Source organism: uncultured Marinococcus sp. (assembly GCF_947493875.1).
GTDB lineage: Bacteria > Bacillota > Bacilli > Bacillales > Marinococcaceae > Marinococcus.
Genome location: NZ_CANLSU010000006.1, coordinates 108,964 through 133,146, shown reverse-complemented (window position 1 = coordinate 133,146; position 24,183 = coordinate 108,964). Strand labels below are relative to the sequence as shown.

Genomic DNA, 24,183 nt, shown 5'->3' with positions numbered 1-24,183 from the left:
TTTTGTATACTTTTCCTATCGATAAATCGTAACGATTCTTAATTGTTTTTGGAAAGAAGGAGGCTTCCTGGTGGAAGATTCAACGAATACGCTGCTTGAAGTGAATCATCTTTCGTTTCGCTACGAGTCAGAGCTCGTGCTTGACGATGTCAATATGAAGATAAACTACGGAGATTTTGTAGGTCTGGTCGGTCCGAACGGGTCGGGAAAATCCACGCTCGTCCGGATTCTTTTAGGCCTGCACAAGCACTACAAAGGAGAAGTGCGCTGGTTTGGGACGCCGGTGCGCCAATTTCACCAATGGCCGAAGATCGGCTATGTTTCCCAAAAAGCAAATCGTTTTAATGCTGGATTTCCGGTAACTGTATATGAAGTCGTAGCTATGGGGCTGTACGGCAAAAAGGGCCTGCTCCGGTTTTTGAACCGTAAAGACAGGCAGCGCATTCACGAAGCGCTCGAGCAGGTGGATATGCTCGGCTTTAAAAAGAAAAATATGGGAAGGCTTTCCGGAGGACAGCAGCAGCGGGTATTTATTGCACGTGCTCTTGTGAGCGATCCTGAGGTGCTCATTCTGGACGAACCGACCGTCGGGGTGGATGCTTCCTCCGCCCAGGCGTTTTATGAGCGGCTGAGCCACTGGAACAGGGAGAAGGGGATTACTCTTATCCTTGTTACCCATGATGTAGGAGCAATGACAAAATACGTGACGAAAGTAGCCTGCCTGAATCAGCAGCTTCATTTTCACGGTACGACGCGGGAGTTTGAAGAAAGTGATCTTGCCGGCGCATATGGACATGACGTGCATATTATCCATCACGAGCACGATCACCATGCAGGGGGCGCCTGATGGTTTTTCTGGAATTTGACTTTCTAAGATATGCGCTTATCATCGGGCTCATGCTCGGGGTGGTCGCTCCGGCTGCAGGCGTGTTTGTGGTGGTTAGAAAGACACCGATGATTGCCGATGCGATGTCGCACACAGCACTGACCGGCATCGCTTTTCATCTTTGGCTCGCGTCGTTCTGGGTATGGCTCAGCGAATGGAATCCTCTTTATACCGGTATTTTATTTACGTTCATCGTATCGTTTGTAATTGAATATCTGCGCCGGAGGTTTCAAGCGTTTCAGGAGCTTTCTATTCCGGTAGTAATGGCTTCAGCCATTGGGCTCGGAGTTGTATTTATTTCCCTGGCGGATGGCTTTAATAATGATTTGTTTAACTATTTATTTGGAAGCATTCTTACGGTAAATGCCGCAGACGCAGTGGTGATTGGTGTTATATCTGTCGTATCGCTGCTGTTGTTTGTGCTGTTTTATAAAGAATTATTATTTCTGGCCTTCGACGAAGAGCAGGCCACGGTAAACGGCATCCCGGTGCAGAGAGTGAATTTATTATTTGCGGGCATCGCGGCGGTCATAGTTGCTTCTTCCATCTCCATTTTGGGAGTACTGCTCGTTTCCGCTTTAATTACTCTGCCGGCAGCAGCGGCGCTCCGGGTCGCCTCCACCTTCAAAAGCATGTTTGTATATGCCGTGATTTTTGGGGAAACAGCCGTGATAGCCGGATTTCTGATATCTTATTATTTTGATCTGAGCTCAGGCGGCACGATTGCAGTCCTTTCATTTCTTATATGGGCGGTCGTTGTGCTGGCTGAAAAAGTCGCCGGACGGCTGCGTCAGCGTTCATGGAAGGAAGCGGAATGGGTGGACAAAGCAAATCAATAGCAAAGAAAAGCAACCCTTGTGTAAAATAAAGAATAGAGAGTGACGGCTATGTTTGATATGAATTTTGTGGAACGAAGCATTATAGCAGCAGTGTTGATTGGCCTGACGGCACCTTTGATCGGCTCGTTTTTAGTCGTGCGCCGGTCCTCACTGATAGCAGATTCTCTCGCTCACGTCACGCTTGCCGGAGTGACAGCAGGAGTGCTTGCCGGTAATCTGCAGGCTTTTTGGGATATCAATCCTTTATATACCGGCTTTTTATTTGCGTTTGCCGGCTCGTTGATCATCGAACGGGTGCGCCATACCTACGGAGGCTTCCAGGAGCTTGCTGCCCCGATTTTAATGGCAGCAGCGGTAGGGCTTAGCGCCGTATTTATGTCTGTATCCGCTGACGGGGTGACGGAATGGTACGGCTATCTGTTTGGAAGCGTCGTTTCCGTACAGATGGAGGATCTCTGGTTTATCGGATTAATGACGATTGCTGCCCTCGGGCTGCTTGCAGCATTTGGCAGGGAATTGATGTTTCTTTCCTTCGATGAAGAAATGGCAGCAGCAGCCGGAATTCCGGTTAAAATGCTAAATGTGCTGCTTGCCGTTCTGCTGGCGATTGTTATTTCAGCGTCGATGCAGGTGGTCGGTGTACTGCTTGCCGGGGCGTTGATTACGCTTCCGGCAGCGGCCGCGATGCAGTGGGCCTCCGGCTTTAAACGGATGCTTCTGATTGCTGTTATCATTGGGGAAGCCTCCGTGGCAGCCGGGGTGACCGGGTCCATCTTTTTTGGCATTGCTTCTGGCGGAGGCACTGTAGTGACAGCCGCTCTTATACTTTTTGTTACTTTAGCTCTCAGAACTTGGATCAACTGGAAAAGAAACAGGAGGCTAAAATATGAACGTCACCAAAGCGCTTAATATGATGAAGGAACAGGGATTTAAATATACAGCCAAGCGTGAAGAACTGCTTCAGCTTTTTTCAGATGAAAGACGCTATCTGACTGCAAAGGAAGTACTCCACTCCCTGCAGACAAATTATCCGGGAATGAGCGTGGATACCGTCTACCGCAACCTCTCTCTGTTTGAAGAAATGGACATTCTCGAAATGACAGAGCTTGAGGGAGAAATGCATTTTCGTTTTTCCTGTTCGACCACGGCCCACCATCATCATCTTATCTGTCTTGAGTGCGGAAAAACGAGAGAAATTGAAACGTGCCCGATGGACTGGCTCAATGAAAATGTCGATGGCGGCTTTGAAGTGACGGGGCATAAATTTGAAATTTACGGACTTTGTGCCGAATGTAAAAAGGCGAAACAAAAGGAAGCAGCGCCGGCATAATCAAAGGATCTGCAGCAGGATAAACAAAAAAGAGCTCCACCCGTAAATGATGGGTGGAGCTCTTTTGCATCGAATGCTTAGTTTGTCAGCTCTTTTTCTTTAGCTTCCCGTTCTTTTTCTGCTTCTTTAGCATAATGCTCTTCAGCAATTTTATCGACTTCAATCTTCAGTTCCTCCACCATGGTTTCCTCCGGAACCTTCCGGATGATTTCCCCGTGGCGGAAAAGAAGACCTTCACCCTTTGCACCGGCAATACCGATATCGGCCTCTCTTGCTTCGCCGGGACCGTTAACTGCGCAGCCGAGCACGGCTACTTTAATCGGAGCTTTGATGGTGGAAATATATTCCTCCACATCATTGGCGATGCTGATCAGATCAATTTCAATACGTCCGCATGTCGGGCATGAGATAAGCGTCGCGGCGTTGGAGGCAAGGCCGAATGTTTTCAGCAGCTCGCGTCCAACCTTCACTTCCTCTACCGGGTCCGCACTGAGCGAAATACGAAGCGTGCTTCCAATTCCTTTACTTAGTATAGCGCCGAGACCGGCGGAGCTTTTGACTGTGCCTGCGAATTGAGTGCCCGATTCAGTGATTCCCAGGTGAAGCGGGTAGCTGAATGCCTGGGCCGCTTTTTCATAAGCTTCAATAGCTAGATGCACGTCTGAGGCCTTCATCGAAACGATAATATCGTAAAAGCCGAGCTCTTCAAGGATAGAAATATGGTAGAGAGCACTTTCGACCATTCCGTCTGCAGTTGGATATCCGTATTTATCAAGGATCCGTTTTTCGAGGGATCCGGCGTTTACGCCGATACGGATTGGAATACCCTTGGCTTTGGCTGCCTCAACAACCTCTTCTACTTTTTCCCGCTTTCCGATGTTACCGGGATTGATCCGGATTTTATCGGCGCCGCCTTCAATGGCTTTTAAGGCCATCTTATAGTCGAAGTGAATATCGACAACGAGCGGAATGTTAATGCGCTGTTTAATTTTCGGAATTGCTTCAGCATCTCTCATCTGTGGGCATGCGACACGGACAATCTGGCATCCGGCTTCTTCAAGGCGGTGGATTTCCGCGACGGTCGCTTCCACATCGTGAGTTTTTGTTGTGGTCATGCTTTGTACTACTACTTCGTTACTTCCACCGATCGTCACATTACCTACTTTGACTGCTCGGGTTTCGCTGCGGTGGGTTATTTGGCTCATGTATCCATTCGCCCCTTTATATTGGTGAATTTATTTCGTGCCTCGTCTAATGCAACAACAATGGTTGATAGTGGTCTATAACACATCGTAATTGTATCAGTGGGTGTATACTCTTGGCAAGCAGTTGCTTCCAGAGAGCGAAAATCAGAAATGCAGAAGCCGCCATTTTGTAAAATGATGAGAAACTAACAAAAGAGTGCGGGCAGTGTAACTTTTTTCCGGGGCTTACGACTATAGATGCGACGAATATAAATATATTGGTCATGAAGGAATAGGGTTGGAAATGAAAGGGCATAAGAAGGAGAGTTGAGCATAATGAAGTGGTGGCAGCAGACATTAGCAGCCGGGGTAGTTACGTTAGGGGTTCTTGGGGTGAGCCAGGAGGCGTCTGCAGACGCTGCAGCAGGAGATGTAACAGTGACACTCGGCCAGGATCTGTCTTCAGAGCAAAGAAGTTCGCTGCTTGAAGAAATGGATGTAACTGAAGGGGAAGTACCGGTGGTCGAGGTTACAAACGAAGAAGAATACCAATATCTCGGAGATTATTTAAGCAGCTCTGAAATCGGTTCGCGCGCTCTCTCCTCTGCGAAAATTACCGCAGTTGAAAACGGCGGGGGTATCGATATTGAAACGAATAAAATAGATACGGTTACAGAAGGAATGTATGCAAATGCGCTGGCAACAGCGGGCGTAGAGGACGCAGAGGTTTACGTGACGGCTCCGTTTGAGGTATCCGGGACGGCCGCGCTGACCGGGATTTTAAAGGCCTACGAACAGCAGAACAATGTGAACATATCCGAGGATCAAAAGCAGGTGGCAAATGAAGAGATTGCCAAAACATCTGAGCTCGGCGAAGATATTGGAAAAGAAGAAGCAACAACACTGATTACACAAATCAAGCAGGAAATAAACAACACAGAGATCAATAACACGGAGGATATCCGGGTCATTGTGCAAAATGTTTCAGGCGATATGAATATTGAACTGAGCGAAGAGCAGACAGATGAGCTTGTATCCTTATTCGACCGGATGCAGAACTTAAATATTGACTGGTCACAGATGGAGAAGCAGCTTGATAAAGCTTCGGAAAACATCGACAGCTTTGTAAACAGTGAAGATACGCAGAATTTCCTTTCGCGCGTGGTTGCTTTCCTCGAGCAGATGCTTGATTCTGTCCAGGGATGGTTTAACAGCGACTCCGGGGAATCGGCATAATATTAGTATAAAAGAGAAGGGGCCGAAGGGCCTCTTTTTTATGCAGAGAAGACGCTTTCAGCTGACAGCTGGCAGACAAAAGAGTTACAATAAATGTGAAACGATTACGAGAGTTTACGCGTATATATGATAATCAGGCGTTTAGGGGCCGTATTGCTTAATGAATACAGAAGTTTATGGAAGGGAGTATATACAATGGAATGGTTAGCGAACCCGAGTATAGGCTTTATTGTCGTTTTTCTTGGGACGATGTTTTTAATCTCGGAATTTCTTGTGAAGTCCAAAAGCTTATTTTTTATTCTGGGAACAGCTTTTATGGTCTTATTCTTTTCCTACCATCTTGAAGGGGCAGCCGGCATCTGGGTGCTTGTACTGTATGCAGCCGGGCTTGGGCTGATCCTGCTTGACGGCAAGCTTATTGGAGACGGGACTGTCTCTATTGTAGGGCTCCTGTTAATGGGAGTATCCATCGCTGTACCAACACCCACTATTATATACGGGGTACTCGTTATTTTCGGCTTTTTGGCCGGTGCCATTGCAGCGATGTTTTTCCTCAAGGTTTTCCCGCGGCGGGACCTGTGGTCAAAGCTGATGCTAAAGGACAGTTTGACGAGCGAACAGGGCTATAACTCAATGAACCAGACATACGGAGGACTGGTCGGTAAAACGGGGACCACCGTTACTCCCTTCCGCCCGACTGGTACGGTTGAGATTGAGGGAGAGCGTTACAGTGCTACAAGCGGCGATCAGTGGCTGAATGCTGAAGAGGAAATTGAAGTAATGTCTGTGGATGGTACGCGTATCCGGGTCAAGCGCCTTGAAAAGGCTGTGAAAGAACAGTAATTTCCATATTAAAGGTTGTTTATCGAAAAAGAGGAAGCTGCGGCTTTCTCTTTTTTTACGGGAGAAAATCAAAAGTTAAATAACTTTGGAAAAACATAATATTTCCTTTACAAACCATTCAATTTACTTTAAAAATAGATTGGGTGCGGCAAAAAAACTGCCAAAATTCATAAAGCGACTAAGGGGATGTAGAGTTTGGATATTCAAACGATTTTGTTTACTTTTTTTGGTGGTTTGGGGATATTCCTGTTCGGAATCAAATACATGGGCGACGGCCTGCAGAAAATTGCTGGCGACAGGCTCCGGGATCTTCTGGATAAATTCACTTCCAACCCATTTATGGGCGTGCTGGTTGGGATTATCGTAACTATACTTATTCAATCAAGCTCTGGAACTACAGTACTTACAGTCGGTCTTGTCAGCGCAGGCTTTATGACACTGCGGCAGGCAATCGGCGTTATTATGGGGGCAAACGTCGGAACAACGGTAACGGCATTTATTATCGGGATTAAACTCGAAGAATATGCTCTTCCAATCATATTTATTGGTACAGTAATGATCTTTTTCTTTAAAAACAAAAAAGTAAGCAACATAGGACAAACCTTTTTCGGCTTTGGTTCCCTGTTTTTCGGACTTTCACTTATGGGGGACGGAGTGGCACCGCTCGAAGAACTGCCGGCATTTAACGATTTAACCATCAGCATGAGTAACAATCCGCTGTTGGGATTATTGGTAGGGGTCATCTTTACAGTAGGACTGCAGAGTTCCTCGGCGACGATCGGACTGCTTCAGGAGCTGTATACCCAGAATGCTATATCGCTCGACGCCGCACTTCCAATCCTGTTCGGGGATAATATAGGTACAACTGTAACGGCGGTTATTGCAGCTATTGGAGCTTCCGTGGCAGCAAAGCGTACAGCCTTGACGCACGTTATCTTTAACCTGATCGGGGCGACGATCGTACTCATTCTGCTTGTTCCGTATACGGCTTTTATTAGTTTTTTGCAGGATGCGCTCAATTTAAACCAGCCGATGACGATTGCGTTTGCTCACGGTATATTTAACATCTCAAACGTAATTATCCAGCTGCCGTTTGTAGGGGCTCTTGCGTATATAGTGACCAAGCTCGTCCCTGGAAGTGACGAAGAGATTGAATATAAGCCGAAGCATCTGGATCCAAGCTTTATTTACCAGTCTCCGGCGATCGCTTTGGACCAGGCGAAGCTCGAAACACTCCGGATGGCCGATTATGCGGGAAGAGGCTTAAGGAAAAGTGAAAGCTATCTGGAAACAAAAAATAAAAAAGATGCTGAAAAGATTGTGCGGTATGAAGAAGCAATCAACAACCTGGATAAAGATATTACGGATTATTTGATCGGTATTTCCGCGCGTTCCCTGTCTAAAGAAAATTCACGCAAGCACTCCGTAGTGATGGACACCGTACGTGATATTGAACGCGTCGGCGACCATATGGAAAACGTGATGGAGCTTGTGGACTATCAGCTGACCAACAAAGTGACGCTTTCAGAAGAAGCGTACAAGGATTTAAATGAAATGTTCACGCTGACGATCAGCACATTTAACCGTGCAGTTGAAGCACTTGAAAAAGATGATTATGAAATTGCCCAGCAGGTTGCCAGGCAGGAAGAAGACATCGATAAAATGGAGCGGAAACTGCGTAAAAAACACATACTCCGCCTGAATGAAGGACGATGCTCCGGCTCTGCAGGTATTGTGTTTGTGGACATGATCAGTAATCTTGAACGGATCGGCGACCATTCAGTGAATATTGCTGAAACGGTACTGGATGACCGGGAAGTGTCATAAAAAAGAAGGAGGACCGCCTCCTTCTTTTTTATTGATTATATAAAGAGAAAAGCGGCTATAGAATACCATTATGGCTGCAAAAGGAGGAACGTATGGAATTTATCTGGTATTTGCTGGGGATTGCCTGCTACGCGCTGGCGCTTGTCGCGGTTGTTTATCCGATTCTGCCGGGCGGGATTTTTCACGCAGCAGCTGCGCTTTTGTTTGCACTGGGCTACGGATTTACGGATATCGGTGTTGTATACTGGATGATACAGGCGGTTATTGCTGTGCTGCTGTTTGTAATTGATTACGCGGCTAACTATTATGGAATCCAGCGGAGCGGTGGCACCAAATACGGCATTTGGGGGAGTCTGATCGGACTGGTCGTCGGCCCGTTTATTATTCCGGTCGCCGGTATTCTGATCGGCGCGCTTGCCGGAGCCGTTATTGGAGAGTTAATTGGTGGACAGAAATCGTGGAAACAGCTTGGTAAAATTGGAGTGGGATCTGTTGGCGGGTTTATCGCAAGCGTTGTTATAAAGGGCGGTATATTGCTAGTGAACGCCATTTATATTATAATAATTCTTGTTTAAAGAAATACAAAATTCTGTTTGACGCGTTTTTAGGGAAATGATATAGTAATTACTGTCGTAAAAACGGCAGTAACACATTCCGCAGTAGCTCAGTGGTAGAGCAATCGGCTGTTAACCGATTGGTCGCAGGTTCGAATCCTGCCTGCGGAGCCATGGCGGCGTAGCTCAGCTGGCTAGAGCGTACGGTTCATACCCGTGAGGTCGGGGGTTCGATCCCCTCCGCCGCTACCAATATATTTACATACTCATACGGCGGTTGTGGCGAAGTGGTTAACGCACCGGATTGTGGTTCCGGCATTCGTGGGTTCAATTCCCATCAACCGCCCCATTTTTTTGTCTGCAATACTGTTAAGGACCCTTAGCTCAGTTGGTTAGAGCAGACGGCTCATAACCGTCCGGTCGTAGGTTCGAGTCCTACAGGGTCCACCACCTTAAGAAGCGGTGGGTAAATATGTATATGGAGGAATACCCAAGTACGGCTGAAGGGGACGGTCTCGAAAACCGTTAGGAGCTTTACGGCTCGCGAGGGTTCGAATCCCTCTTCCTCCGCCATAATTATTATGTTAAACATCGATTTCTATATAGCGGCACCGAAAGCTTTTCCGTCCTGCACGGGAAAGTTTTTTTGTTTTGAAAAAAGCCCTGACCGGGACGGCGTCAGCCGGGGATAGAGCCGGTATTTGTTATTTGGTTTTTCCAAATGCAGCGGAGGCTGGTGCGATTTTTATGTTTAAAGAAGAAGCATACGGGAATAATCAACCGTGGCAGGCTTTCTAGTTTGAATAAACCGGAAAGCTGATTTGAAAAATAAGAATTGTTTTGGTAAAGTAAAAGTAGACTAAGTGTAATTTTGTATACTAAATTATTACAGAGTCACTTTGAACAAACCACCAGAACTTTCAAGGAGGGCATTTTGTATGAGTACACATCAACTACCAGATCTACCTTTTGCACCAAACGCATTAGAGCCTCATATCGATGAGCAGACAATGAACATTCACCATGATAAACACCATAACACGTATGTAACAAAATTAAATTCAGCCTTGGAAAATCACAGCGACCTTCAAAACAAAAGCGTTGATGAACTGATCAGCGATTTGAACGCTGTTCCTGAGGATATCCGCACCGCAGTAAGAAACAACGGCGGCGGCCATTCCAACCACTCCATCTTCTGGAAGCTTCTCAGCCCTAACGGCGGCGGCGAACCAAAAGGCGAAGTGGCAAATGCCATTAAGAGCAAATGGGGAAGCTTTGACAAATTCAAAGAAGCATTCGGCGCGACAGCTACCGGACGTTTTGGTTCCGGCTGGGCATGGCTCGTATTAAATAACGGCGAGCTTGAGCTTATGGATACGCTCAACCAGGATTCCCCGATCATGGAAGGCAAAACGCCTCTCCTCGGCCTCGACGTCTGGGAGCACGCGTATTACCTGAAGTATCAAAACCGTCGTCCGGATTATGTAGCAGCATTCTGGAATGTTGTAAACTGGGACGAAGTTGAAAAGAACTATCAGGCAGCTAAATAATATATTTTAAGAATCCGTTCCCCATTGCCGGGAACGGATTTTTTTCTGTTTATGGATGGAGCTGAAGTTCGGCATCGGCTTTTTTCTATGCTATACTTAAATGGAAACAAGCAAACTTACATATATTAAGAGAGGGATTGCGTGTGGCTTCCAGAAAAAATAAAAAACCTTCCATTCCTTTTCGATTGAACGTTCTTTTTTTCGCTGTCTTTATATTGTTTTCAATATTAATTCTGCGGCTTGGATACGTTCAGATCGTTGAAGGGGATACGTATGAAGAGGACGTGAATGAAACGGCTTCCACCTCAGCGAGCCGTGTCGATGCCCCGCGCGGGATTATGTATGATCGCAATGGAACGGAGCTGGTGGACAATAATCTTATTCTGACGTTAACGTATACAAACCAGAGAAGCTATGAGGATGAAGAACGCATCCAGACGGCTGAAGAACTGGCTGAACTGATTGAATTTGATGAAGAGGAAACAGATCGTGACAGCATGCCGGAAAGAAACCTGCAGGACTACTGGCTTTTAACGCGCGAAAATGAAGCGGAGAAGCTAGTCTCAGACAAAGAAGAACAACGGCTGATGGAAAACGGCAAAGATCCATATGACGTACAGCTTGACCGGATTACAGAAGAGCAATTGAATGACATCAGCGATGAAGAGCTGGAGGTTGTAGCAATCTGGAGTGAAATGATTTCCGGGTACTACGATTCGCCGCAGCGCGTCAAACGGGATTTGACAGAAGGAGAGGCCACCGCCATCAGCGCACGCCTCGATGAACTGGAGGGCGTGGATGTAACCAGGGACTTCCGGCGTGATTACCAGTACACGCAGGCCTTTCAGAGCCTTTACGGGAAGGTGGGATCAATTCCTGAAGAAACGGTAACCGAGTTTCTTGCTAAAGGGTATCAGCGTTCCGATGAGGTCGGCCAGAGCTTTCTCGAGCAATACTATGAAGACACGCTGAGGGGCAAAAAAGGAACCGTCAACGGGGAGGATGATGACGCTGAGGAAACGAACAACGGAAGCCGTGGCAATGACCTCGTGCTGTCGATTGACATGGATCTGCAGCAGGAAGTGCAGACAATACTTGATAATCAGATGGCACAGTCGGAAGGCTCCTTTCCAAACGATCAGCAGGCATATGTGACTGCGATCGACCCGAACACGGGGGAAATACTTGCCATGAATGGCTATGACAACCAGCTGGGAAATATAACCAATACGTATGAGATGGGTTCGACGATCAAGCCGGCGACAGGCATGATTGGTCTCCAGGAGGAAGTCATTACAGAAGATACGAAAATCAACGACAGTCCCATTGACCTTCCTGGTCCAGGGGGAAAAGTCAGCTCTTCACACGAAATCGGGACAATAGATGTTGTCGGTGCCATTCAGGAATCCTCCAACGTCTTTATGTCCGAAATTGCGATGCGGCTGATGGGTTACGAATATGGGAGCGGCGACGGTTTCAACGATCAAAAGGTGGACGAGGCATATGTGACGATGAGAGACTACTACCATCAGTTCGGGCTTGGGGTGGAAACCAGCGTCGATCTGCCGTCAGAAGCTACCGGTTTAAATGCTGGGAAAGATGTGCCAGGCAGCTTGTTGTTCTTCTCCTTCGGCCAGCTGGATACGTACACGCCGCTGCAGCTGGCACAGTATTCCGCGACTATTGCTTCGGACGGCAAACGGATGGAGCCGCACCTGGTGAAAGAAATCCGTGAACCTAACCGCAATACCGATGAAATGGGAGCGGTGCTTCACCAGTTTGAACCGAACATGCTGAACCGGGTTAATATTGACAAAGAATACTTTGATATCGCCCAGGAGGGCATGTACGACGTGGTAAACACCGAGCTTGGAACCGCGGACAGCTATTTCACCGATGTAAATATGGAAATTGCCGGTAAAACCGGTACGGCTGAGCGAAGTGTCCGCAGGGAAAGTGATGATGAAGTAGTAAAGGTAAACAACCAGACCTTTATCGCCTACGGGCCGTATGAAGATCCGGAGATTGCGATTGCGGTAGTTGTCCCTAACACTTATTCAAGTGATAATGGCGGGCGCTCAGGTATTGCCAACAGCATTGCCGCTGATACAATGCAGGCATATGTGAATCTTAAAGAGGAACGTCCGGGCGCTGGAAGCGGCCAGGATGAGAATGAAGAAGACGGCGGGAACGCGGAAGACAGTGACGAAGATGAGGAAGAAACCGGGGGCGACGAAGAAGAACAGTAATTCCTCCGGGATGAAAAACTGCGGCAAATCGATGTGCTGCTAACATTTTTCACTGATTTGCCGCTTTTATAAAAAATCTTCTTAACTTTCCTTAGAAAAACTAACACTACAGACTTGAAGCACAAATAGGAATCTGATAGTATTACTAAGTATGAAAAATGTACGAAAGTAGGGAGGGAATCACATGCGTGTACAAGTAACACTTGCCTGCACAGAGACCGGTGACCGTAATTACATCACCAGCAAAAATAAACGCACAAACCCTGAGCGTATTGAGTTGAACAAATATTCTCCTCGTTTAGGAAAGCACACTCTTCATCGCGAAACGAAATAAGCAGCAGGAGATTACATCTCCCAGCTGCTTTTTCTTTTGTCTTTAAAGCATTCTAAAATGAAAAAGGCACGGGAGGGGAAGACAATTGAATAAACATATGCTCCGGCAGCAGGTAAATAACACCTATCAAACTCTTTCCGCGAATGAGCGCCTAAAGGCAGAAAAGAAGATTTACGAGTATTTATTCCAATGGAACGGCTGGAAGCAGGCGGAAACAATAGCCGTGACTGTTTCACTCAAAAATGAAATAAATACCGGTCCTATTATTGAAGCCGGATGGCAGCAGGGAAAACGGATGTGTGTCCCTAAAATCGAGCCTGAACAACGCGGAATGGATTTTTATGAAATCCAGCAATTCGATGAGCTCGAGCGTACGATCGGTCAGATTTACGAGCCTAAAAAAAACGTCTGCCCCCTAGTGCCTCCGGAGCAGCTTGACCTTGTTCTTGTCCCTGGTCTGGCGTTTAACAGACAGGGATACCGCATTGGGTTCGGGGGCGGCTACTATGACCGCTTTTTAAACAGGGGGGATTTTTCTACGGCTGCCCTGATTCATCCATTTCAGCTTCAGGACCGTATTCCGGTGGAAGCGCACGATGTGCCGGTCCAAACCCTGATCAGCAGCGAGGGGCTTATTCATGTGGACTGAAGCAGCGCTTGGTTCAGCATTTGTGCTGTTTTTGCTGATAATTTGGCGGAAACGAGCATTAACACCTGTCGCTACCGTGTCAGCAGGGGTGCTAGGCACGCTTATTTACACGTGGACAGGGTGGCCGGGGACGGCAGCTCTGCTCACTTTTTTTGTGAGTTCAACAGCTCTGTCCCGTTTGAATAAACAGGAAAAGGAGCAGCGGGACAGCTGGCAGGTATGGGCAAATGGAGGACCCATGCTTATGTTTGCTGCTTTGTTCAGTGTCACTTCGTGGGAAGGGCTTGTAGCCGCTGCTGCTGGTGCAGCGGCGGCGTCAAATGCGGATACGTGGGCATCAGAGATCGGCCGCCGGTTCGGGGGCAGGCCGCTTCATGTGCGCAGCCGAAAACGGATAGATAACGGCTTTTCCGGAGCGGTCTCCGGAGCAGGAACGCTGGGGGCTGTCGGCGGTGCTTTCCTCGTGGGAGGGGTGGTCTGTTTCGTCTCTTTAGAGCCGGCCGTCTTTATGTTTATCGCTGTAGGTATTGCTGGCGTGTGCGGCTGCTTTATCGACACATTTCTCGGAGCCTACGCAGAGCGGCTGAATCGTTGCATCGTGTGTGGATCCTATACGGAAGCCGACGTTCACCATGAAAGGAAAACCATGCACGTCTCGGGCGTTTCATGGATGACAAACAACGCTGTGAACGCGTTAAGTTCCTTTGGCGGCGGTATGGTGGTTGTAGTACTGTATATTGTTTCTTTCTTTTCCTTTTGATTTCGCCTTTAGCGGGAGGTTGCTATAATGGAAGGAAGAAAGGTGGCACAAGTACATGCGCTGGACAACGATTTGTTTCGACCTCGACAATACCCTTTATGATCACGAAAAAGCTTTTCAGAAAACAACTAAAGCTGTGTTTGTTTCCATCAGACAGCAGTTAAATAAAGAAGCTCCGTTTGTTCATGAAGACAGGTGGTTCGAGGTGTTTAAATATCACTGTGATTTGTTTTGGCAGGAATATGAAGAAGGCATTCTTACGCAAAAGCAGTACCGTATCAAGCGGTATCTAGAAACGATGCGCGTGTTCGGGCTCCCGGGATCTGACCGGGAAGCTCTGGATTTTCATCAGGAGTACGAGCGGCGGCTGCCGGAATTCAGCGAACTGTTTGAGAGTGTACCTGATTTGTTGGAATCGCTCACAAAAAGCAGCATCCGCCTCGGCATTATCACAAATGGTTCAGAGGAGATGCAGAAGGAAAAGTTTTATCAGCTGAAGCTTGATCGCTGGATCGACCACCACCATCTTTTTATTTCTGAAACGGCTGAAGCCCCGAAGCCGAAAACGGCCATTTTTGACGAGGCGCTGCAGCTTTTGGGCAGCCGCAAAAAACGGGCGTTGTTTATCGGCGACTCGTGGGCCCATGATATACAGGGAGCGGAAAATGCAGGATGGGAAGCTATCTATGTGAACACCCGCGGGGAGAAAGCGGGGCATTCATCGAACACAGTAAAAGAGTTTAGTGAATTCAATCAGGCAGCCTCATATTTAAGAGAAATAGTGGAAGAAGGACGGCGTTCAGATGTCTAAACGGGAAGCTCATCAGTTTTGGAAATTCACAGAGCAGCTTATGGAGGAAGAATCCTTCCGCCTGATTGATGTCGGCCCGGACCGGAAGCGGATATGGCTCCAGGGGGATGTCGATGGACAGCCTTGGATTGTGCGTGTGGCTCGGGTGGAATATGAACGTCTAGGGCGGCTGGAGGACGACAGGCACGAAGCGGAGAAAAGCTTTCACGGGTGGAAGAGGCGGCTCGCCTTAAGAAAAGCAAAATTTGCAAACGTATATATTACTTCCTATCCTCCGGCGGATATGGCAGAGCCGCTGGAGAGCGGGGACTCGGATGCCCGTTCCTTTTTATTCGCCAATGACAACGGGCGGGGTCTGGCGGATGCGCCCCCGGCTGTCAGTACGTATCTAAAAACCAGTGAATGGACATGGGGAGGACTGGAAGAAGAGCTTGAAGCCGAAGAGCACGAACAAAGAGCCTCCTTTTACCGTCGTCAGGCAGAAAAAAGGCAGCGGGAGCTTGAAGAGCAGGACATGTCCTTTTTCTCGAGCGGAAAGCCGATTGTGACCTATACGGTGCTGGCATTACTTGCTGTCATTTTTTTAGTGCTGGAACGCTCCGGAAGCAGTATGAACCTCAACACCCTCATCGAGCTTGGCGCGAAATACAATCCGGGGATTGTCGACGGGGAATGGTGGCGCCTAATTACTGCTATGTTTCTGCATATTGGTTTTCTGCACTTGTTTATGAACAGTCTGGCATTGTTTTTTATTGGCGGCATCACAGAACGTATTTACGGAACAGCACGCTTTATTATAATTTATTTTGCTGCAGGTGTATTTGCATCAACAGTCAGCTTTGCGATGAATGAACAGGTGTCAGCCGGGGCCAGTGGTGCTATCTTCGGCTGTTTTGGAGCCCTTTTATACCTGGGTCTTGCCCACCAGCGGCTGTTTTTCCGCACGCTTGGCATGAACGTGCTTGTTATTCTCGGGATTAATCTGGTATTTGGATTTACCGTGCAGGCAGTGGATAACGGTGCCCATATTGGCGGCCTTGTCGGCGGATTTATCGCCTCCGTATTTGTGCATCTGCCGGGACACCGCTGGCAGTTTGTACGTGTAGGGGCGTTGGCGTTTTTTGTTCTTGCCTTTGCCGTCTTTTTTGCGATCGGTATGTATCGGTGGAATTAATCAGAATACGTAGTAGAAAAACGCCTTTCGCTTGATATAATGAAAGGAAGCAGGATAACTATGGAATCCATGACAGAAATCCGGATGTGGCTGCGCACAGTCGGAGCTTTTATCTATACGAAAAATCGTTTAATGGATCTAGATTTAATGGAAGAAGAAATTAGAGAGGCCTACAAAAACGGACTTTTGGATGTCAGGATGTATCAGACTGCTTTGTTAACGATAAAAAGAGAACGACGAATCGAGCAGGAAAAGGGGTAGACAAATGGCTGGAAAATACGTGATCGGAATTGATATCGGAGGCACCGCGGTAAAAATGGCGCTGTTTGACCAGAACGGCGGCATGCAGCACAAATGGAGCATTACCACCAGCAAGGAAGAAAACGGAAAATACGTTCTCGATGAAATTGCAGCATCGATTGAGCATGAACTGAATGGAAAAAATATTCCGCTTACGGAAGTCGCCGGCGCCGGCGCGGGGCTTCCCGGCTTTATCGACATAGAAAACGGCATTATTGAATTCGCAACAAACATAGGATGGAAGGATTACCCGGTTGCACGTATTCTCGAAGAAAAGCTCGGTTTTCCCGTCGCGCTCGATAACGATGCGAACCTGGCAGCGGCGGGTGAATACTGGAAAGGGGCTGGCACGGACGTCCAGGATATGATTTTTATCACCCTTGGCACGGGGGTCGGAGCCGGCATTGTGCTGAATGGGGACATTGTGAACGGCAAAGATAATATGGCTGGTGAAATTGGCCATGTCACCGTAAAACCGGAGGGCGGCCGGCTTTGCAACTGCGGTAAACGCGGCTGCCTGGAAACCATCTCTTCGGCAACGGGTATGGTACGCGGAGCCCTCGAACATATAGACGAAGCAGAAGGCTCTCCGATTTATGATGTGCACCAGCGCGGAGAAGAAATGACGACCAAGGATTTGTTCGCCTATGCCACCTCCGCTGATCCATATTGTGCCGGTGTGATTGACCACGCCATGTATTATTTGGGGCTTGCTGTCGGCAATTTGGCCAACACCCTGAATCCGGAGAGAATCGTGATCGGAGGCGGAGTGGCCGCTGCCGGAGACGATTTACTGCAGACACTGCGCGCTCATTTTGATATGTTCGCGCTCGACAAAGTAAAAAGAGGAACGGATTTTGTCATTGCCGATCTCGGTAACGACGCCGGGGTGGCGGGAGCCGCATGGCTGGCTAAAAATCATTATATGAATAAATAAGATAGAAAAAATGATTGTTAAAAAGGGGCTAAAAACATGGAAAACTACCGTGTGGAACGTGACTTTTTAGGAGAAAAGAGAGTGCCTAAAGATGCTTATTACGGAATTCAGACGTTGAGGGCAAAAGAAAATTTTCCAATAACCGGCTATCCGCCGCACACGGAATTGATTAAAGGGTTCGGTTACGTAAAAAAAGCAGCAGCCACTGCCAACGCGGAAGTTGGCTTTCTGAATGAATCTATTGCCAAGGCAGTTGTAGAAGCAGCGGATGAAGTGATCGAGGGCAAATTTGATGATCAATTTATCGTGGACTCCATTCAGGGCGGAGCAGGGACTTCCTTTAATATGAACGCAAACGAAGTTATTGCCAACCGGGCCATTGAATTACTGGGCGGCGAAAAAGGGGATTACCTGCGGGTCAGCCCGAATACTCATGTGAACATGGCCCAGTCCACCAACGACTCGTTCCCGACGGCGATTCACATTTCAGCGCTGCGCCTTTCACAGGGCTTGGTCACTGCGCTCGATAATTTGATTGAAGCGATGGGGGACAAAGAAGAAGAGTTTGACAATGTCATTAAAATGGGGCGTACGCATCTGCAGGATGCTGTGCCGATCCGCCTCGGCCAGGAGTTCGGTGCCTACCGCCGGGTGCTGACGAGAGACCTGCGTCGCATTAAACGGTCAGTAGATCATTTGTATGAAATTAACCTTGGGGCAACAGCGGTCGGCACAGGACTCAACGCGATGCCTGAATACATTGGCCGCGTGGCAGAAATTCTTGCTGAGCAGACCGGGATGCCGTTTTACAGTGCCACTGATCTTGTGGACGCGACGCAGAACACGGATTCCTACACCGAACTGTCAGCGGCTCTCAAGGTACATGCGATTAACCTTTCCAAGATGGCGAACGACCTGCGGCTGATGAGCTCCGGGCCTAGAACCGGCCTGAATGAAATTAACCTTCCTTCCCGTCAGCCGGGCTCCTCGATTATGCCGGGGAAAGTAAATCCGGTCATGTGCGAATTAATCAATCAGATTTCTTTCCAGGTTATCGGCAATGACCATACGATCAGCCATGCTTCGGAAGCCGGTCAGCTCGAATTGAATGTAATGGAGCCAGTGCTCGTCTTTAATCTGCTTCAGTCCCTGTCAGTGCTCCAGAATGGTTTAAAGGTGTTTCGCGAATTTACTATTGAAGGAATTACAGCCAATATTGAACACTGCCGGAACATGGTGGAACGAAGCGTAGGTATTATTACAGCCATCAATCCGCATGTTGGGTATGAAACAGCTGCGAGAATAGCAAGAGAAGCGATTGAAACGGATCAGAGTGTACGTTCGATCTGCATCGAACGGGGAATATTATCGGAAGAAGAGCTCGATGAAATTTTGGATGCCAAGGAAATGACCAAACCCGGAATTGCCGGTTCGCGATTCATGTACGGCGAGTAACAGCCGGCATGAAAATTCGCGGGCTTTCCTATCAGCGCGGCGTATTTTTCTTTGGGGCTTCCTTTATCAGCAGAGCCTATGTCGACAGCGAAGGAAAGATACATGCCGAACTGCTTCCACTTTCCCTGCGGTCTTATTCAAGAGTGGCAGCAGTAGTTACAGGTGCGATGCCTGCCTGGTACAAGCTCACAGCCGCAGCCTGGCTCATAGCGGCCATTTTTCAGCTGCTGCCTTTATATTCGTTTTTACTGTTTGTCATGGGCACTCATTTTATTTTTCCACAGCAGCTCAAAAAGTTCCACGGGGCAGAGCACAAAGTCTTCAGCTTCACGGGCGTGCCTGGAAAAAGCTCGTGGAGAAGAGTGAGAAGGGCAGCGATTACAAACCGTCACTGTTCCACCAATATTGTATTTATATACTTCGTTTTATTTCTTGTCATGGCGTCTCCGGTTTATATTGCTTCTTCCCCGGGAAATGTTTTTATAGCTGTCAGTGCTTATATATCTCTGCCGATGGCTTTAGCGGCAGAAGAAGTGCTTCAGCGGCACTTTGCCGGGAGCAGAAACACATGGCTGAAGCCTTCGTACTGGCTTCAACGAAATGTTACATGTTCTGTGCCGGAGAAGGTGCACATTCAAACTGCGATTGCAGCGTTTCGGATGCTTGCTGAGCGTGAATTCCCGCACCGGCTTGGAAGAAAACGAAAGGAGCAGATATCCATGGCAATTGTTGATGTGACAGTATCGCCTGTAGACAAGCAGGGGACTGGGATGTCGGACACAGTAGCAAAAATTCAGGACGTGCTGGAAAAATATAATGATAAAATTGATATTGAAATGACGCCAATGAGTACGCTTCTCGAAGGAAATATTGATGATCTGCTTCAGGCCGTCAGAGAAATACACGAGATTCCTTTTCAGGAAGGCTATCAGCGTGTATCAACAAATATTCGTATTGACGACCGCCGTGATGCAGAAGGCAGGCAGATGAAAAAGAAAATGGAATCAGTACGCAATGCACGAAAGCAATAACCAATACGAAAGCCGGCAGAATAGAATCTGCCGGCTTTATTTATGTTCCGGGTAAGAAAGAGCTTCATAAACAGAGGCTTTCCAGTCTGCGGAATAAGTTACCTGTTTGGAAAATCCCAGACGGTGACGGGCGGTGAATTTGATTTCGCCGTTCTCTGATTCCACCCATTCCACAGTTCCATCCGGCATCGAAACGGCTCCGGTTTCAGATGGAGCTTCAATATAAATATTTTCAGCATTGCGGATCATCCATTTTACGTCCAGAGAACCAAACTCCTCGTTCTGCTGCAGAAGCTGAAGCTTTAAAAGCCCGGCAGCCAGCACCATAAATAAGAAAATGAATAAAAGAAAGAAAATGGTGGAGGGGAGAATAAAGCCTTTACGAAGGGAAAAGCTTCTTTGTTGCTGCATGATAGGAAAGAAACGATTGAATGTACTGCCCATCGTTTAAAATCACCTCCACATCTGCCCCGTACTTTTCTGTCTCCACAAAAAATGAAGAAGCTCCCTGAAGCATAATTTCAAATCCTTCGTTGTCCACCCGGCGTATGACCCGTCCGTTAGACATAAAATATTCATACGTATGTTGTCTGGACTTAATATAAAACCGTTGCTTATCATACGCTAATGATTGAGCGTTCTGCATATCCTCCTCCATCTGCTGAACAAATAAGCGTGCTTCAGTGTCCGGGACCGGAACCTCAGTTAAAAACAGGCTGCTGAATTTAGCGGCGGCCAGCGCCCACAGACTGAAAAGCAAAAGAGTAATAATCATTTCAGGAAGTGTGACTCCCTTATTGTTTTGCAAGGACGTAAACACACTGTTTGTTTCGGCTCCCTTCGATCGAGGTACACACTTTATAGCCTTCTTCGTGTTCTTTAATGTGAACATGAATCCTTCCTTTCGCATAAGCGGCAGCAGTGACTGCAGCAGAGGCAGACTGGTGAATGCGCCCTGCTTCCTTTTCCATCACATACAGCTGCTCGTAATACAGCTGCTGACTGCTCCAGGTCTGATAGGTCTGATGAAGAAGAGGGAGCATAAATAGAGTGACTGCGAACAGAAGCGATAGGGCGCTGACAGCTTCAATCAGCGTGAATCCTTTACGGGGATGTTTCAACACGGAGCCGCCCCCTTCCGATTTGAAATATAAACCGGTACGACCGGGACGGGCCGTGAAGGGATATGGTGCCTGCTTTTTTAATATTTCCCTTCCCCGTGTAAGACAATGTATGAAACTGCAGCTTAGATGCAGTGGGAGAAAAAAAGCCTTCGGGGATAGTTCGCCTGATTAAAGGTTCACTGCGGTCGTTGCCTGAAATGGCATAGTAGCCCTCCTCCTCCTTCCAATCGAGACGGGTGGATGTATTGTGAGTATAAGCATAGTGCTGGCTGTAGACGAGATCGGCCTGAAGCTGCTGAACAAAATGGTCTTCACGGGTGCTCTCGTAGGCCGAAGAGAAATGAATAAATGGAACGCCGGCCAGCACACTTAATAGGAGCAGTACTATGATAGTCTCCGGAAGCGTATACCCCTTTGAACTGAAAATGGGCATCAGGATCCTTTACTTACGGCTCCGTTGTTATATACAAGCGGAGTATTGTCCGGGCAGGTGATCGTTTCTACATAGTCAGCTTCAACAAGGTCCTGAAGGGAAGCCGGTTCGCTGCCGTATTCAACCTCATAAGCAGCAGCCTGCGTTTCTAAAAGCTGGATGGTGGCTTCACATCCTTTGGACTGGGCAACCTGGTTATTTGTACCGATATTCGGGATAGCAATTAAAAGAAGCACAGTAATGATGAGCAGTACAATCAGCATTTCCACCATAGTAAAACCTTTATTGTTTTTAAGCATATGTTTTTTCCTTTCTGGCAGGGCGGGATTGGTGAAGCAGCTGCAATAAAGAAGCAATGTCTTCTTCTTTATGCATTTCAAGTTCCGTCAAGCGTTTTTCGAGTGCCAGGAGTTGTTCAGAAAGATAATCGTGAGGGGTGTGCATGAATGGTCGCTCCTTTTATTGTATGGAAGTAATCATGTGATACATAGGTAAAAATACAGCAGCAAAAAGACTTAAAATCAGAATGCCAACCGAAAAGAAAAGAATGGGCTGGGCGGTCATGGTCATCCGTTGGATGTCTGCTTCAAGTTTGTGCTGTGTATGGCTGCTGTATTGCACCAGCACCTGGCCTAGCGCTCCGATGGACTGGCCGTATTGTACCGCCTGTCCGAGACTTTCAAGATACCATGGCCGCCGGAACGTTTCCGGCAGAGGCGTCCCGGCAGCGAGCATCTGTTCTAAGCGCACCCCTTCCTCCTGAATCAAAGGGGAATGCTTTTGGTTTTTTAACACCGTACAGCTCTCGGAGAGAGATAATCCATTCAGTAGCAGGTAGCCGAATTGTTCAGCAAAAGAGGCAGTAGTTCTCATAGTAATAAAAGCCTGGAGAAACGGCAGCCTGGTCCAGAAAAGAGCTCGTGCTGAGGCGGGCTTCGGACGGACAACGAAAGTATAAAATGCCCCAAGGCCTGTCAGCAGAACAAAAACAAGGGCAAAGACGAAAGGGGCTGCAGAAATCATGTTCATCACCATTCGGGTGTAAAAAGGAAGGTCCATGCTCAGCTGTTCAAACAATTCGAGAAACTGTGGAAAAAGATAGCGGACAAATACATAAGCGAGAATGATCAGAAGCCATAGGAGAAACAAAGGGTAATACAGAACTTTACGGAAACTGCTCCAGGCCTCCAGGCGGCTCATGTAATGATCACCCGCTGCAGTTAATCCTTCAGAGAGCCGGCCGGACTGCTCCGCGAAATAAACGAAAGCAGTAATATCAGAGGGGAAATGGTGTTCAAGTAAAAGCTCATGCAGCTCCCGGCCGCTTCGAAGTTGTCTTCGTATGCTGCGCAGGGAAGCAGTAACGAAAGCTGGCTGTTCCCAGGAAAGCATCTGGATGGATTGATCCAGATGATACCCGCTGCCGAGCAGCTCACCCAGCTGTTGAAGAAATAATGCTTTAGTCTCCGGCTTCCAGGTTTTTTTTAATGGCTTGTTCATGGCTGAACCCCGGCAAAAGCTTCCCTGCCGAATAAGCCGAGTGCATACCCCCGCCTCAGCTGCTCATTTATCCGGGACGAATGGAGTGGTTTATTGGAATGAAGCATGGAATGGATATCCTTTCGGGTGGAAAAATCAAATAGCGCCAGGCGCCCGGGGGTTGAAAGAGAAATTGTGGGAATAAGCCGCTGGTGGGCAATGAAGGTGGTTGTTTCAAGGAGGTCAGTTTTTGAAAGACCTAGGTCGAGCAGTCTGCGGAGAACCCCAAAGGTACTGCCGGCATGAAGCGTAGTGAGCACAAGGTGGCCGGTGAGTGCAGCACGGAGTGCGAGCTGTGCTGTTTCAGTGTCGCGTATTTCCCCGATCATAATAACGTCGGGGTCATGCCGCATGGACGCCTTCAGGAGAGAGGCATAGGTAAGCCCGGCTTTTTCGTTGACCTCGGTTTGGATGCAGCCGGGTACCCGGAGCTCTACAGGATCTTCGATTGTAATGATACGCTGCGATTGGGAGGTAAGCAGATGCTCGAGCATAGCGTACAGGGTAGTGGATTTTCCAGACCCGGTGGCGCCGGTCAAAAGAACCAGTCCTTTACGGGAGGCAAGCACGTCTTCGAATGATCGTGCAGCGGTGGAAGTTAAAAACAGCTGCGGGAGGGTAAACTGAAAGGTCTGCGGAAGCAGTCGGATAGAAAAGCTTTCCATACGATCGGAAGGCATGGTGGAAAAACGGAGATGTACAGGAGGATGAAGCGAGCGGTACGTAAGCGAGCCGTCCTGCGGACGCCTTCGTTCGCCGATGTCCATGCCGGCTCTGAACTTTAAGTGCGTTATAAGCCGGTGAGCAAAAGCCGCAGAATACGTATCTGAAAGCTCAAGGCGTCCATGAATACGAAAATAGAGAGAAGCTTCTGAATAAGCCGGCAGTAGATGAATATCCGATGCGCCGGCGGCTGCTGCCTGGTGGATCAACTGCCGTGTAAATGATTCGATGTTGGTCAAGGCCTCACCTTCTTTCTGAAAAGTAATTTTATTATATGGCAAAACAAAGGAATAATCTACCATTTTTTTCAATGCATTAATCTTTTGAAGAAAGCGTAACGGAAGCAGGGATGTGATAAAATATAAATGATTGCCCAATATTCTGTTAGGAATTTAAAACCAACTTGACACATAAG

Annotated in this window: 28 protein-coding genes and 5 tRNA genes; 24 read left to right on the top strand and 9 right to left on the bottom strand. The window is 47.8% G+C overall.

Annotation, left to right across the window (positions count from 1 at the left end; all coding sequences use genetic code 11):
• The first annotated feature begins 70 nt into the window (after positions 1 to 70).
• Genes Q0757_RS12680 through Q0757_RS12665 form a run of 4 tightly spaced genes read left to right on the top strand, consistent with a single transcriptional unit; the run spans position 71 to position 3,055 of the window.
• Positions 71 to 847 (top strand): metal ABC transporter ATP-binding protein, encoded by a 777-nt coding sequence (locus Q0757_RS12680; RefSeq protein ID WP_298787906.1) that lies wholly within the window; start codon positions 71 to 73, stop codon positions 845 to 847.
• The gene (locus tag Q0757_RS12675) at positions 847 to 1,725 is read left to right on the top strand and encodes a metal ABC transporter permease (RefSeq protein WP_298787904.1); all 879 of its coding nucleotides are present in this window, start codon (positions 847 to 849) and stop codon (positions 1,723 to 1,725) included. Before Q0757_RS12680 ends, Q0757_RS12675 begins: the two co-directional genes overlap by 1 nt.
• Positions 1,726 to 1,773: 48 nt before the next feature.
• On the top strand, positions 1,774 to 2,634 hold the full coding sequence (locus tag Q0757_RS12670; RefSeq protein ID WP_298787902.1) for a metal ABC transporter permease: 861 nt from the start codon (positions 1,774 to 1,776) through the stop codon (positions 2,632 to 2,634).
• A complete protein-coding gene (locus Q0757_RS12665; protein WP_298787898.1) occupies positions 2,612 to 3,055 on the top strand; it encodes a Fur family transcriptional regulator in 444 nt (147 codons plus the stop codon). The genes Q0757_RS12670 and Q0757_RS12665 overlap by 23 nt, the downstream gene beginning before the upstream one ends.
• A gap of 77 nt (positions 3,056 to 3,132) precedes the next feature.
• Here Q0757_RS12665 and ispG read toward each other — a convergent pair whose 3' ends face one another.
• Positions 3,133 to 4,260 (bottom strand): flavodoxin-dependent (E)-4-hydroxy-3-methylbut-2-enyl-diphosphate synthase, encoded by a 1,128-nt coding sequence (gene ispG / locus Q0757_RS12660; protein ID WP_298787896.1) that lies wholly within the window; start codon positions 4,258 to 4,260, stop codon positions 3,133 to 3,135.
• Positions 4,261 to 4,575: 315 nt separating this feature from the next.
• Here ispG and Q0757_RS12655 point away from each other — a divergent pair, with 315 nt between their 5' ends.
• The 20 genes from Q0757_RS12655 (at position 4,576) to Q0757_RS12560 (ending at position 19,949) form a co-directional block, all read left to right on the top strand.
• Positions 4,576 to 5,475 carry a DUF1002 domain-containing protein gene (locus tag Q0757_RS12655; RefSeq protein ID WP_298787894.1) on the top strand — a complete coding sequence of 300 codons (900 nt, stop codon included), beginning with the start codon at positions 4,576 to 4,578 and terminating at the stop codon, positions 5,473 to 5,475.
• Between the two features lie 195 nt (positions 5,476 to 5,670).
• Positions 5,671 to 6,318 carry an NfeD family protein gene (locus tag Q0757_RS12650; RefSeq protein ID WP_298787892.1) on the top strand — a complete coding sequence of 216 codons (648 nt, stop codon included), beginning with the start codon at positions 5,671 to 5,673 and terminating at the stop codon, positions 6,316 to 6,318.
• 195 nt (positions 6,319 to 6,513) lie between these two features.
• A complete protein-coding gene (locus tag Q0757_RS12645) occupies positions 6,514 to 8,145 on the top strand; it encodes a Na/Pi cotransporter family protein (RefSeq protein ID WP_298787890.1) in 1,632 nt (543 codons plus the stop codon).
• A 92-nt stretch (positions 8,146 to 8,237) separates the two neighbouring features.
• The gene (locus Q0757_RS12640) at positions 8,238 to 8,720 is read left to right on the top strand and encodes a DUF456 domain-containing protein (RefSeq protein WP_298787888.1); all 483 of its coding nucleotides are present in this window, start codon (positions 8,238 to 8,240) and stop codon (positions 8,718 to 8,720) included.
• Positions 8,721 to 8,798: 78 nt separating this feature from the next.
• Positions 8,799 to 8,873: transfer RNA gene (locus Q0757_RS12635), tRNA-Asn, on the top strand.
• 1 nt (position 8,874) lies between these two features.
• A tRNA-Met gene (locus tag Q0757_RS12630) sits at positions 8,875 to 8,951 on the top strand.
• Between the two features lie 21 nt (positions 8,952 to 8,972).
• Positions 8,973 to 9,048: transfer RNA gene (locus Q0757_RS12625), tRNA-His, on the top strand.
• A 24-nt stretch (positions 9,049 to 9,072) separates the two neighbouring features.
• Positions 9,073 to 9,149, top strand: a tRNA-Ile gene (locus Q0757_RS12620).
• A gap of 30 nt (positions 9,150 to 9,179) precedes the next feature.
• Positions 9,180 to 9,272, top strand: a tRNA-Ser gene (locus Q0757_RS12615).
• 365 nt (positions 9,273 to 9,637) lie between these two features.
• Positions 9,638 to 10,249 (top strand): superoxide dismutase, encoded by a 612-nt coding sequence (locus tag Q0757_RS12610; RefSeq protein ID WP_298787886.1) that lies wholly within the window; start codon positions 9,638 to 9,640, stop codon positions 10,247 to 10,249.
• Between the two features lie 143 nt (positions 10,250 to 10,392).
• Positions 10,393 to 12,498, top strand: a complete 2,106-nt coding sequence (locus tag Q0757_RS12605) for a penicillin-binding protein 2 (RefSeq protein ID WP_298787884.1) — start codon at positions 10,393 to 10,395, stop codon at positions 12,496 to 12,498.
• Between the two features lie 184 nt (positions 12,499 to 12,682).
• On the top strand, positions 12,683 to 12,832 hold the full coding sequence (gene rpmG / locus Q0757_RS12600) for a 50S ribosomal protein L33 (RefSeq protein ID WP_298787882.1): 150 nt from the start codon (positions 12,683 to 12,685) through the stop codon (positions 12,830 to 12,832).
• Positions 12,833 to 12,917: 85 nt separating this feature from the next.
• Positions 12,918 to 13,481: a 5-formyltetrahydrofolate cyclo-ligase gene (locus tag Q0757_RS12595; protein WP_298787880.1), complete on the top strand. Its 564-nt coding sequence runs from the start codon at positions 12,918 to 12,920 to the stop codon at positions 13,479 to 13,481.
• Entirely contained in the window at positions 13,471 to 14,241 is a 771-nt protein-coding gene (locus tag Q0757_RS12590) for a DUF92 domain-containing protein (RefSeq protein ID WP_298787878.1), read from the top strand. Before Q0757_RS12595 ends, Q0757_RS12590 begins: the two co-directional genes overlap by 11 nt.
• A 55-nt stretch (positions 14,242 to 14,296) precedes the next feature.
• Entirely contained in the window at positions 14,297 to 15,052 is a 756-nt protein-coding gene (locus Q0757_RS12585) for an HAD family hydrolase (protein ID WP_298787877.1), read from the top strand.
• Positions 15,045 to 16,226 carry a rhomboid family intramembrane serine protease gene (locus Q0757_RS12580; RefSeq protein WP_298787875.1) on the top strand — a complete coding sequence of 394 codons (1,182 nt, stop codon included), beginning with the start codon at positions 15,045 to 15,047 and terminating at the stop codon, positions 16,224 to 16,226. The genes Q0757_RS12585 and Q0757_RS12580 overlap by 8 nt, the downstream gene beginning before the upstream one ends.
• 60 nt (positions 16,227 to 16,286) lie before the next feature.
• Positions 16,287 to 16,487 carry a YqgQ family protein gene (locus Q0757_RS12575; protein WP_298787873.1) on the top strand — a complete coding sequence of 67 codons (201 nt, stop codon included), beginning with the start codon at positions 16,287 to 16,289 and terminating at the stop codon, positions 16,485 to 16,487.
• Positions 16,488 to 16,491: 4 nt separating this feature from the next.
• On the top strand, positions 16,492 to 17,463 hold the full coding sequence (locus Q0757_RS12570) for an ROK family glucokinase (protein WP_298787871.1): 972 nt from the start codon (positions 16,492 to 16,494) through the stop codon (positions 17,461 to 17,463).
• A 36-nt stretch (positions 17,464 to 17,499) separates the two neighbouring features.
• Complete coding sequence (gene aspA / locus Q0757_RS12565) at positions 17,500 to 18,918, top strand: aspartate ammonia-lyase (RefSeq protein ID WP_298787869.1); 1,419 nt, start codon at positions 17,500 to 17,502, stop codon at positions 18,916 to 18,918.
• A gap of 8 nt (positions 18,919 to 18,926) precedes the next feature.
• The gene (locus Q0757_RS12560; protein WP_298787868.1) at positions 18,927 to 19,949 is read left to right on the top strand and encodes an MTH1187 family thiamine-binding protein; all 1,023 of its coding nucleotides are present in this window, start codon (positions 18,927 to 18,929) and stop codon (positions 19,947 to 19,949) included.
• Positions 19,950 to 19,985: 36 nt separating this feature from the next.
• On the opposite strand, the gene Q0757_RS12555 is transcribed toward Q0757_RS12560, so the two are convergent.
• The 8 genes from Q0757_RS12555 to comGA are packed head-to-tail and all read right to left on the bottom strand — an operon-like array spanning position 19,986 to position 24,007.
• The gene (locus Q0757_RS12555) at positions 19,986 to 20,360 is read right to left on the bottom strand and encodes a hypothetical protein (RefSeq protein ID WP_298787866.1); all 375 of its coding nucleotides are present in this window, start codon (positions 20,358 to 20,360) and stop codon (positions 19,986 to 19,988) included.
• Complete coding sequence (locus Q0757_RS12550) at positions 20,329 to 20,757, bottom strand: competence type IV pilus minor pilin ComGF (RefSeq protein ID WP_298787864.1); 429 nt, start codon at positions 20,755 to 20,757, stop codon at positions 20,329 to 20,331. Before Q0757_RS12550 ends, Q0757_RS12555 begins: the two co-directional genes overlap by 32 nt.
• Positions 20,744 to 21,073, bottom strand: a complete 330-nt coding sequence (locus Q0757_RS12545; protein ID WP_298787862.1) for a hypothetical protein — start codon at positions 21,071 to 21,073, stop codon at positions 20,744 to 20,746. Before Q0757_RS12545 ends, Q0757_RS12550 begins: the two co-directional genes overlap by 14 nt.
• Positions 21,054 to 21,506, bottom strand: coding sequence for a competence type IV pilus minor pilin ComGD (gene comGD, locus Q0757_RS12540; RefSeq protein ID WP_298787861.1), 453 nt, complete (start codon positions 21,504 to 21,506; stop codon positions 21,054 to 21,056). The genes Q0757_RS12545 and comGD overlap by 20 nt, the downstream gene beginning before the upstream one ends.
• A complete protein-coding gene (comGC, locus tag Q0757_RS12535) occupies positions 21,506 to 21,805 on the bottom strand; it encodes a competence type IV pilus major pilin ComGC (protein ID WP_298787859.1) in 300 nt (99 codons plus the stop codon). The genes comGD and comGC overlap by 1 nt, the downstream gene beginning before the upstream one ends.
• Entirely contained in the window at positions 21,798 to 21,950 is a 153-nt protein-coding gene (locus Q0757_RS12530) for a hypothetical protein (protein WP_298787857.1), read from the bottom strand. Before Q0757_RS12530 ends, comGC begins: the two co-directional genes overlap by 8 nt.
• Before the next feature lie 15 nt (positions 21,951 to 21,965).
• A complete protein-coding gene (gene comGB, locus Q0757_RS12525; RefSeq protein WP_298787854.1) occupies positions 21,966 to 23,006 on the bottom strand; it encodes a competence type IV pilus assembly protein ComGB in 1,041 nt (346 codons plus the stop codon).
• Positions 23,003 to 24,007 carry a competence type IV pilus ATPase ComGA gene (gene comGA / locus Q0757_RS12520; protein ID WP_298787852.1) on the bottom strand — a complete coding sequence of 335 codons (1,005 nt, stop codon included), beginning with the start codon at positions 24,005 to 24,007 and terminating at the stop codon, positions 23,003 to 23,005. The genes comGB and comGA overlap by 4 nt, the downstream gene beginning before the upstream one ends.
• Positions 24,008 to 24,183: the final 176 nt, after the last annotated feature.

Excerpts from the sequence above, each read along its gene's own strand:
- comGC (WP_298787859.1), bottom strand. The coding sequence starts at position 21,805 with ATGCTTAAAAACAATAAAGGTTTTACTATGGTGGAAATGCTGATTGTA.
- Q0757_RS12610 (WP_298787886.1), top strand. The coding sequence starts at position 9,638 with ATGAGTACACATCAACTACCAGATCTACCTTTTGCACCAAACGCATTA.
- Q0757_RS12650 (WP_298787892.1), top strand. The coding sequence starts at position 5,671 with ATGGAATGGTTAGCGAACCCGAGTATAGGCTTTATTGTCGTTTTTCTT.
- aspA (WP_298787869.1), top strand. The coding sequence starts at position 17,500 with ATGGAAAACTACCGTGTGGAACGTGACTTTTTAGGAGAAAAGAGAGTG.
- comGB (WP_298787854.1), bottom strand. The coding sequence starts at position 23,006 with ATGAACAAGCCATTAAAAAAAACCTGGAAGCCGGAGACTAAAGCATTA.
- Q0757_RS12590 (WP_298787878.1), top strand. The coding sequence starts at position 13,471 with ATGTGGACTGAAGCAGCGCTTGGTTCAGCATTTGTGCTGTTTTTGCTG.
- rpmG (WP_298787882.1), top strand. The coding sequence starts at position 12,683 with ATGCGTGTACAAGTAACACTTGCCTGCACAGAGACCGGTGACCGTAAT.
- Q0757_RS12555 (WP_298787866.1), bottom strand. The coding sequence starts at position 20,360 with ATGCAGCAACAAAGAAGCTTTTCCCTTCGTAAAGGCTTTATTCTCCCC.
- Q0757_RS12585 (WP_298787877.1), top strand. The coding sequence starts at position 14,297 with ATGCGCTGGACAACGATTTGTTTCGACCTCGACAATACCCTTTATGAT.
- Q0757_RS12570 (WP_298787871.1), top strand. The coding sequence starts at position 16,492 with ATGGCTGGAAAATACGTGATCGGAATTGATATCGGAGGCACCGCGGTA.
- Q0757_RS12530 (WP_298787857.1), bottom strand. The coding sequence starts at position 21,950 with ATGCACACCCCTCACGATTATCTTTCTGAACAACTCCTGGCACTCGAA.
- ispG (WP_298787896.1), bottom strand. The coding sequence starts at position 4,260 with ATGAGCCAAATAACCCACCGCAGCGAAACCCGAGCAGTCAAAGTAGGT.
- Q0757_RS12640 (WP_298787888.1), top strand. The coding sequence starts at position 8,238 with ATGGAATTTATCTGGTATTTGCTGGGGATTGCCTGCTACGCGCTGGCG.
- Q0757_RS12560 (WP_298787868.1), top strand. The coding sequence starts at position 18,927 with ATGAAAATTCGCGGGCTTTCCTATCAGCGCGGCGTATTTTTCTTTGGG.
- Q0757_RS12665 (WP_298787898.1), top strand. The coding sequence starts at position 2,612 with ATGAACGTCACCAAAGCGCTTAATATGATGAAGGAACAGGGATTTAAA.
- Q0757_RS12575 (WP_298787873.1), top strand. The coding sequence starts at position 16,287 with ATGGAATCCATGACAGAAATCCGGATGTGGCTGCGCACAGTCGGAGCT.
- comGD (WP_298787861.1), bottom strand. The coding sequence starts at position 21,506 with ATGCCCATTTTCAGTTCAAAGGGGTATACGCTTCCGGAGACTATCATA.
- Q0757_RS12580 (WP_298787875.1), top strand. The coding sequence starts at position 15,045 with ATGTCTAAACGGGAAGCTCATCAGTTTTGGAAATTCACAGAGCAGCTT.
- Q0757_RS12675 (WP_298787904.1), top strand. The coding sequence starts at position 847 with ATGGTTTTTCTGGAATTTGACTTTCTAAGATATGCGCTTATCATCGGG.
- Q0757_RS12655 (WP_298787894.1), top strand. The coding sequence starts at position 4,576 with ATGAAGTGGTGGCAGCAGACATTAGCAGCCGGGGTAGTTACGTTAGGG.
- Q0757_RS12670 (WP_298787902.1), top strand. The coding sequence starts at position 1,774 with ATGTTTGATATGAATTTTGTGGAACGAAGCATTATAGCAGCAGTGTTG.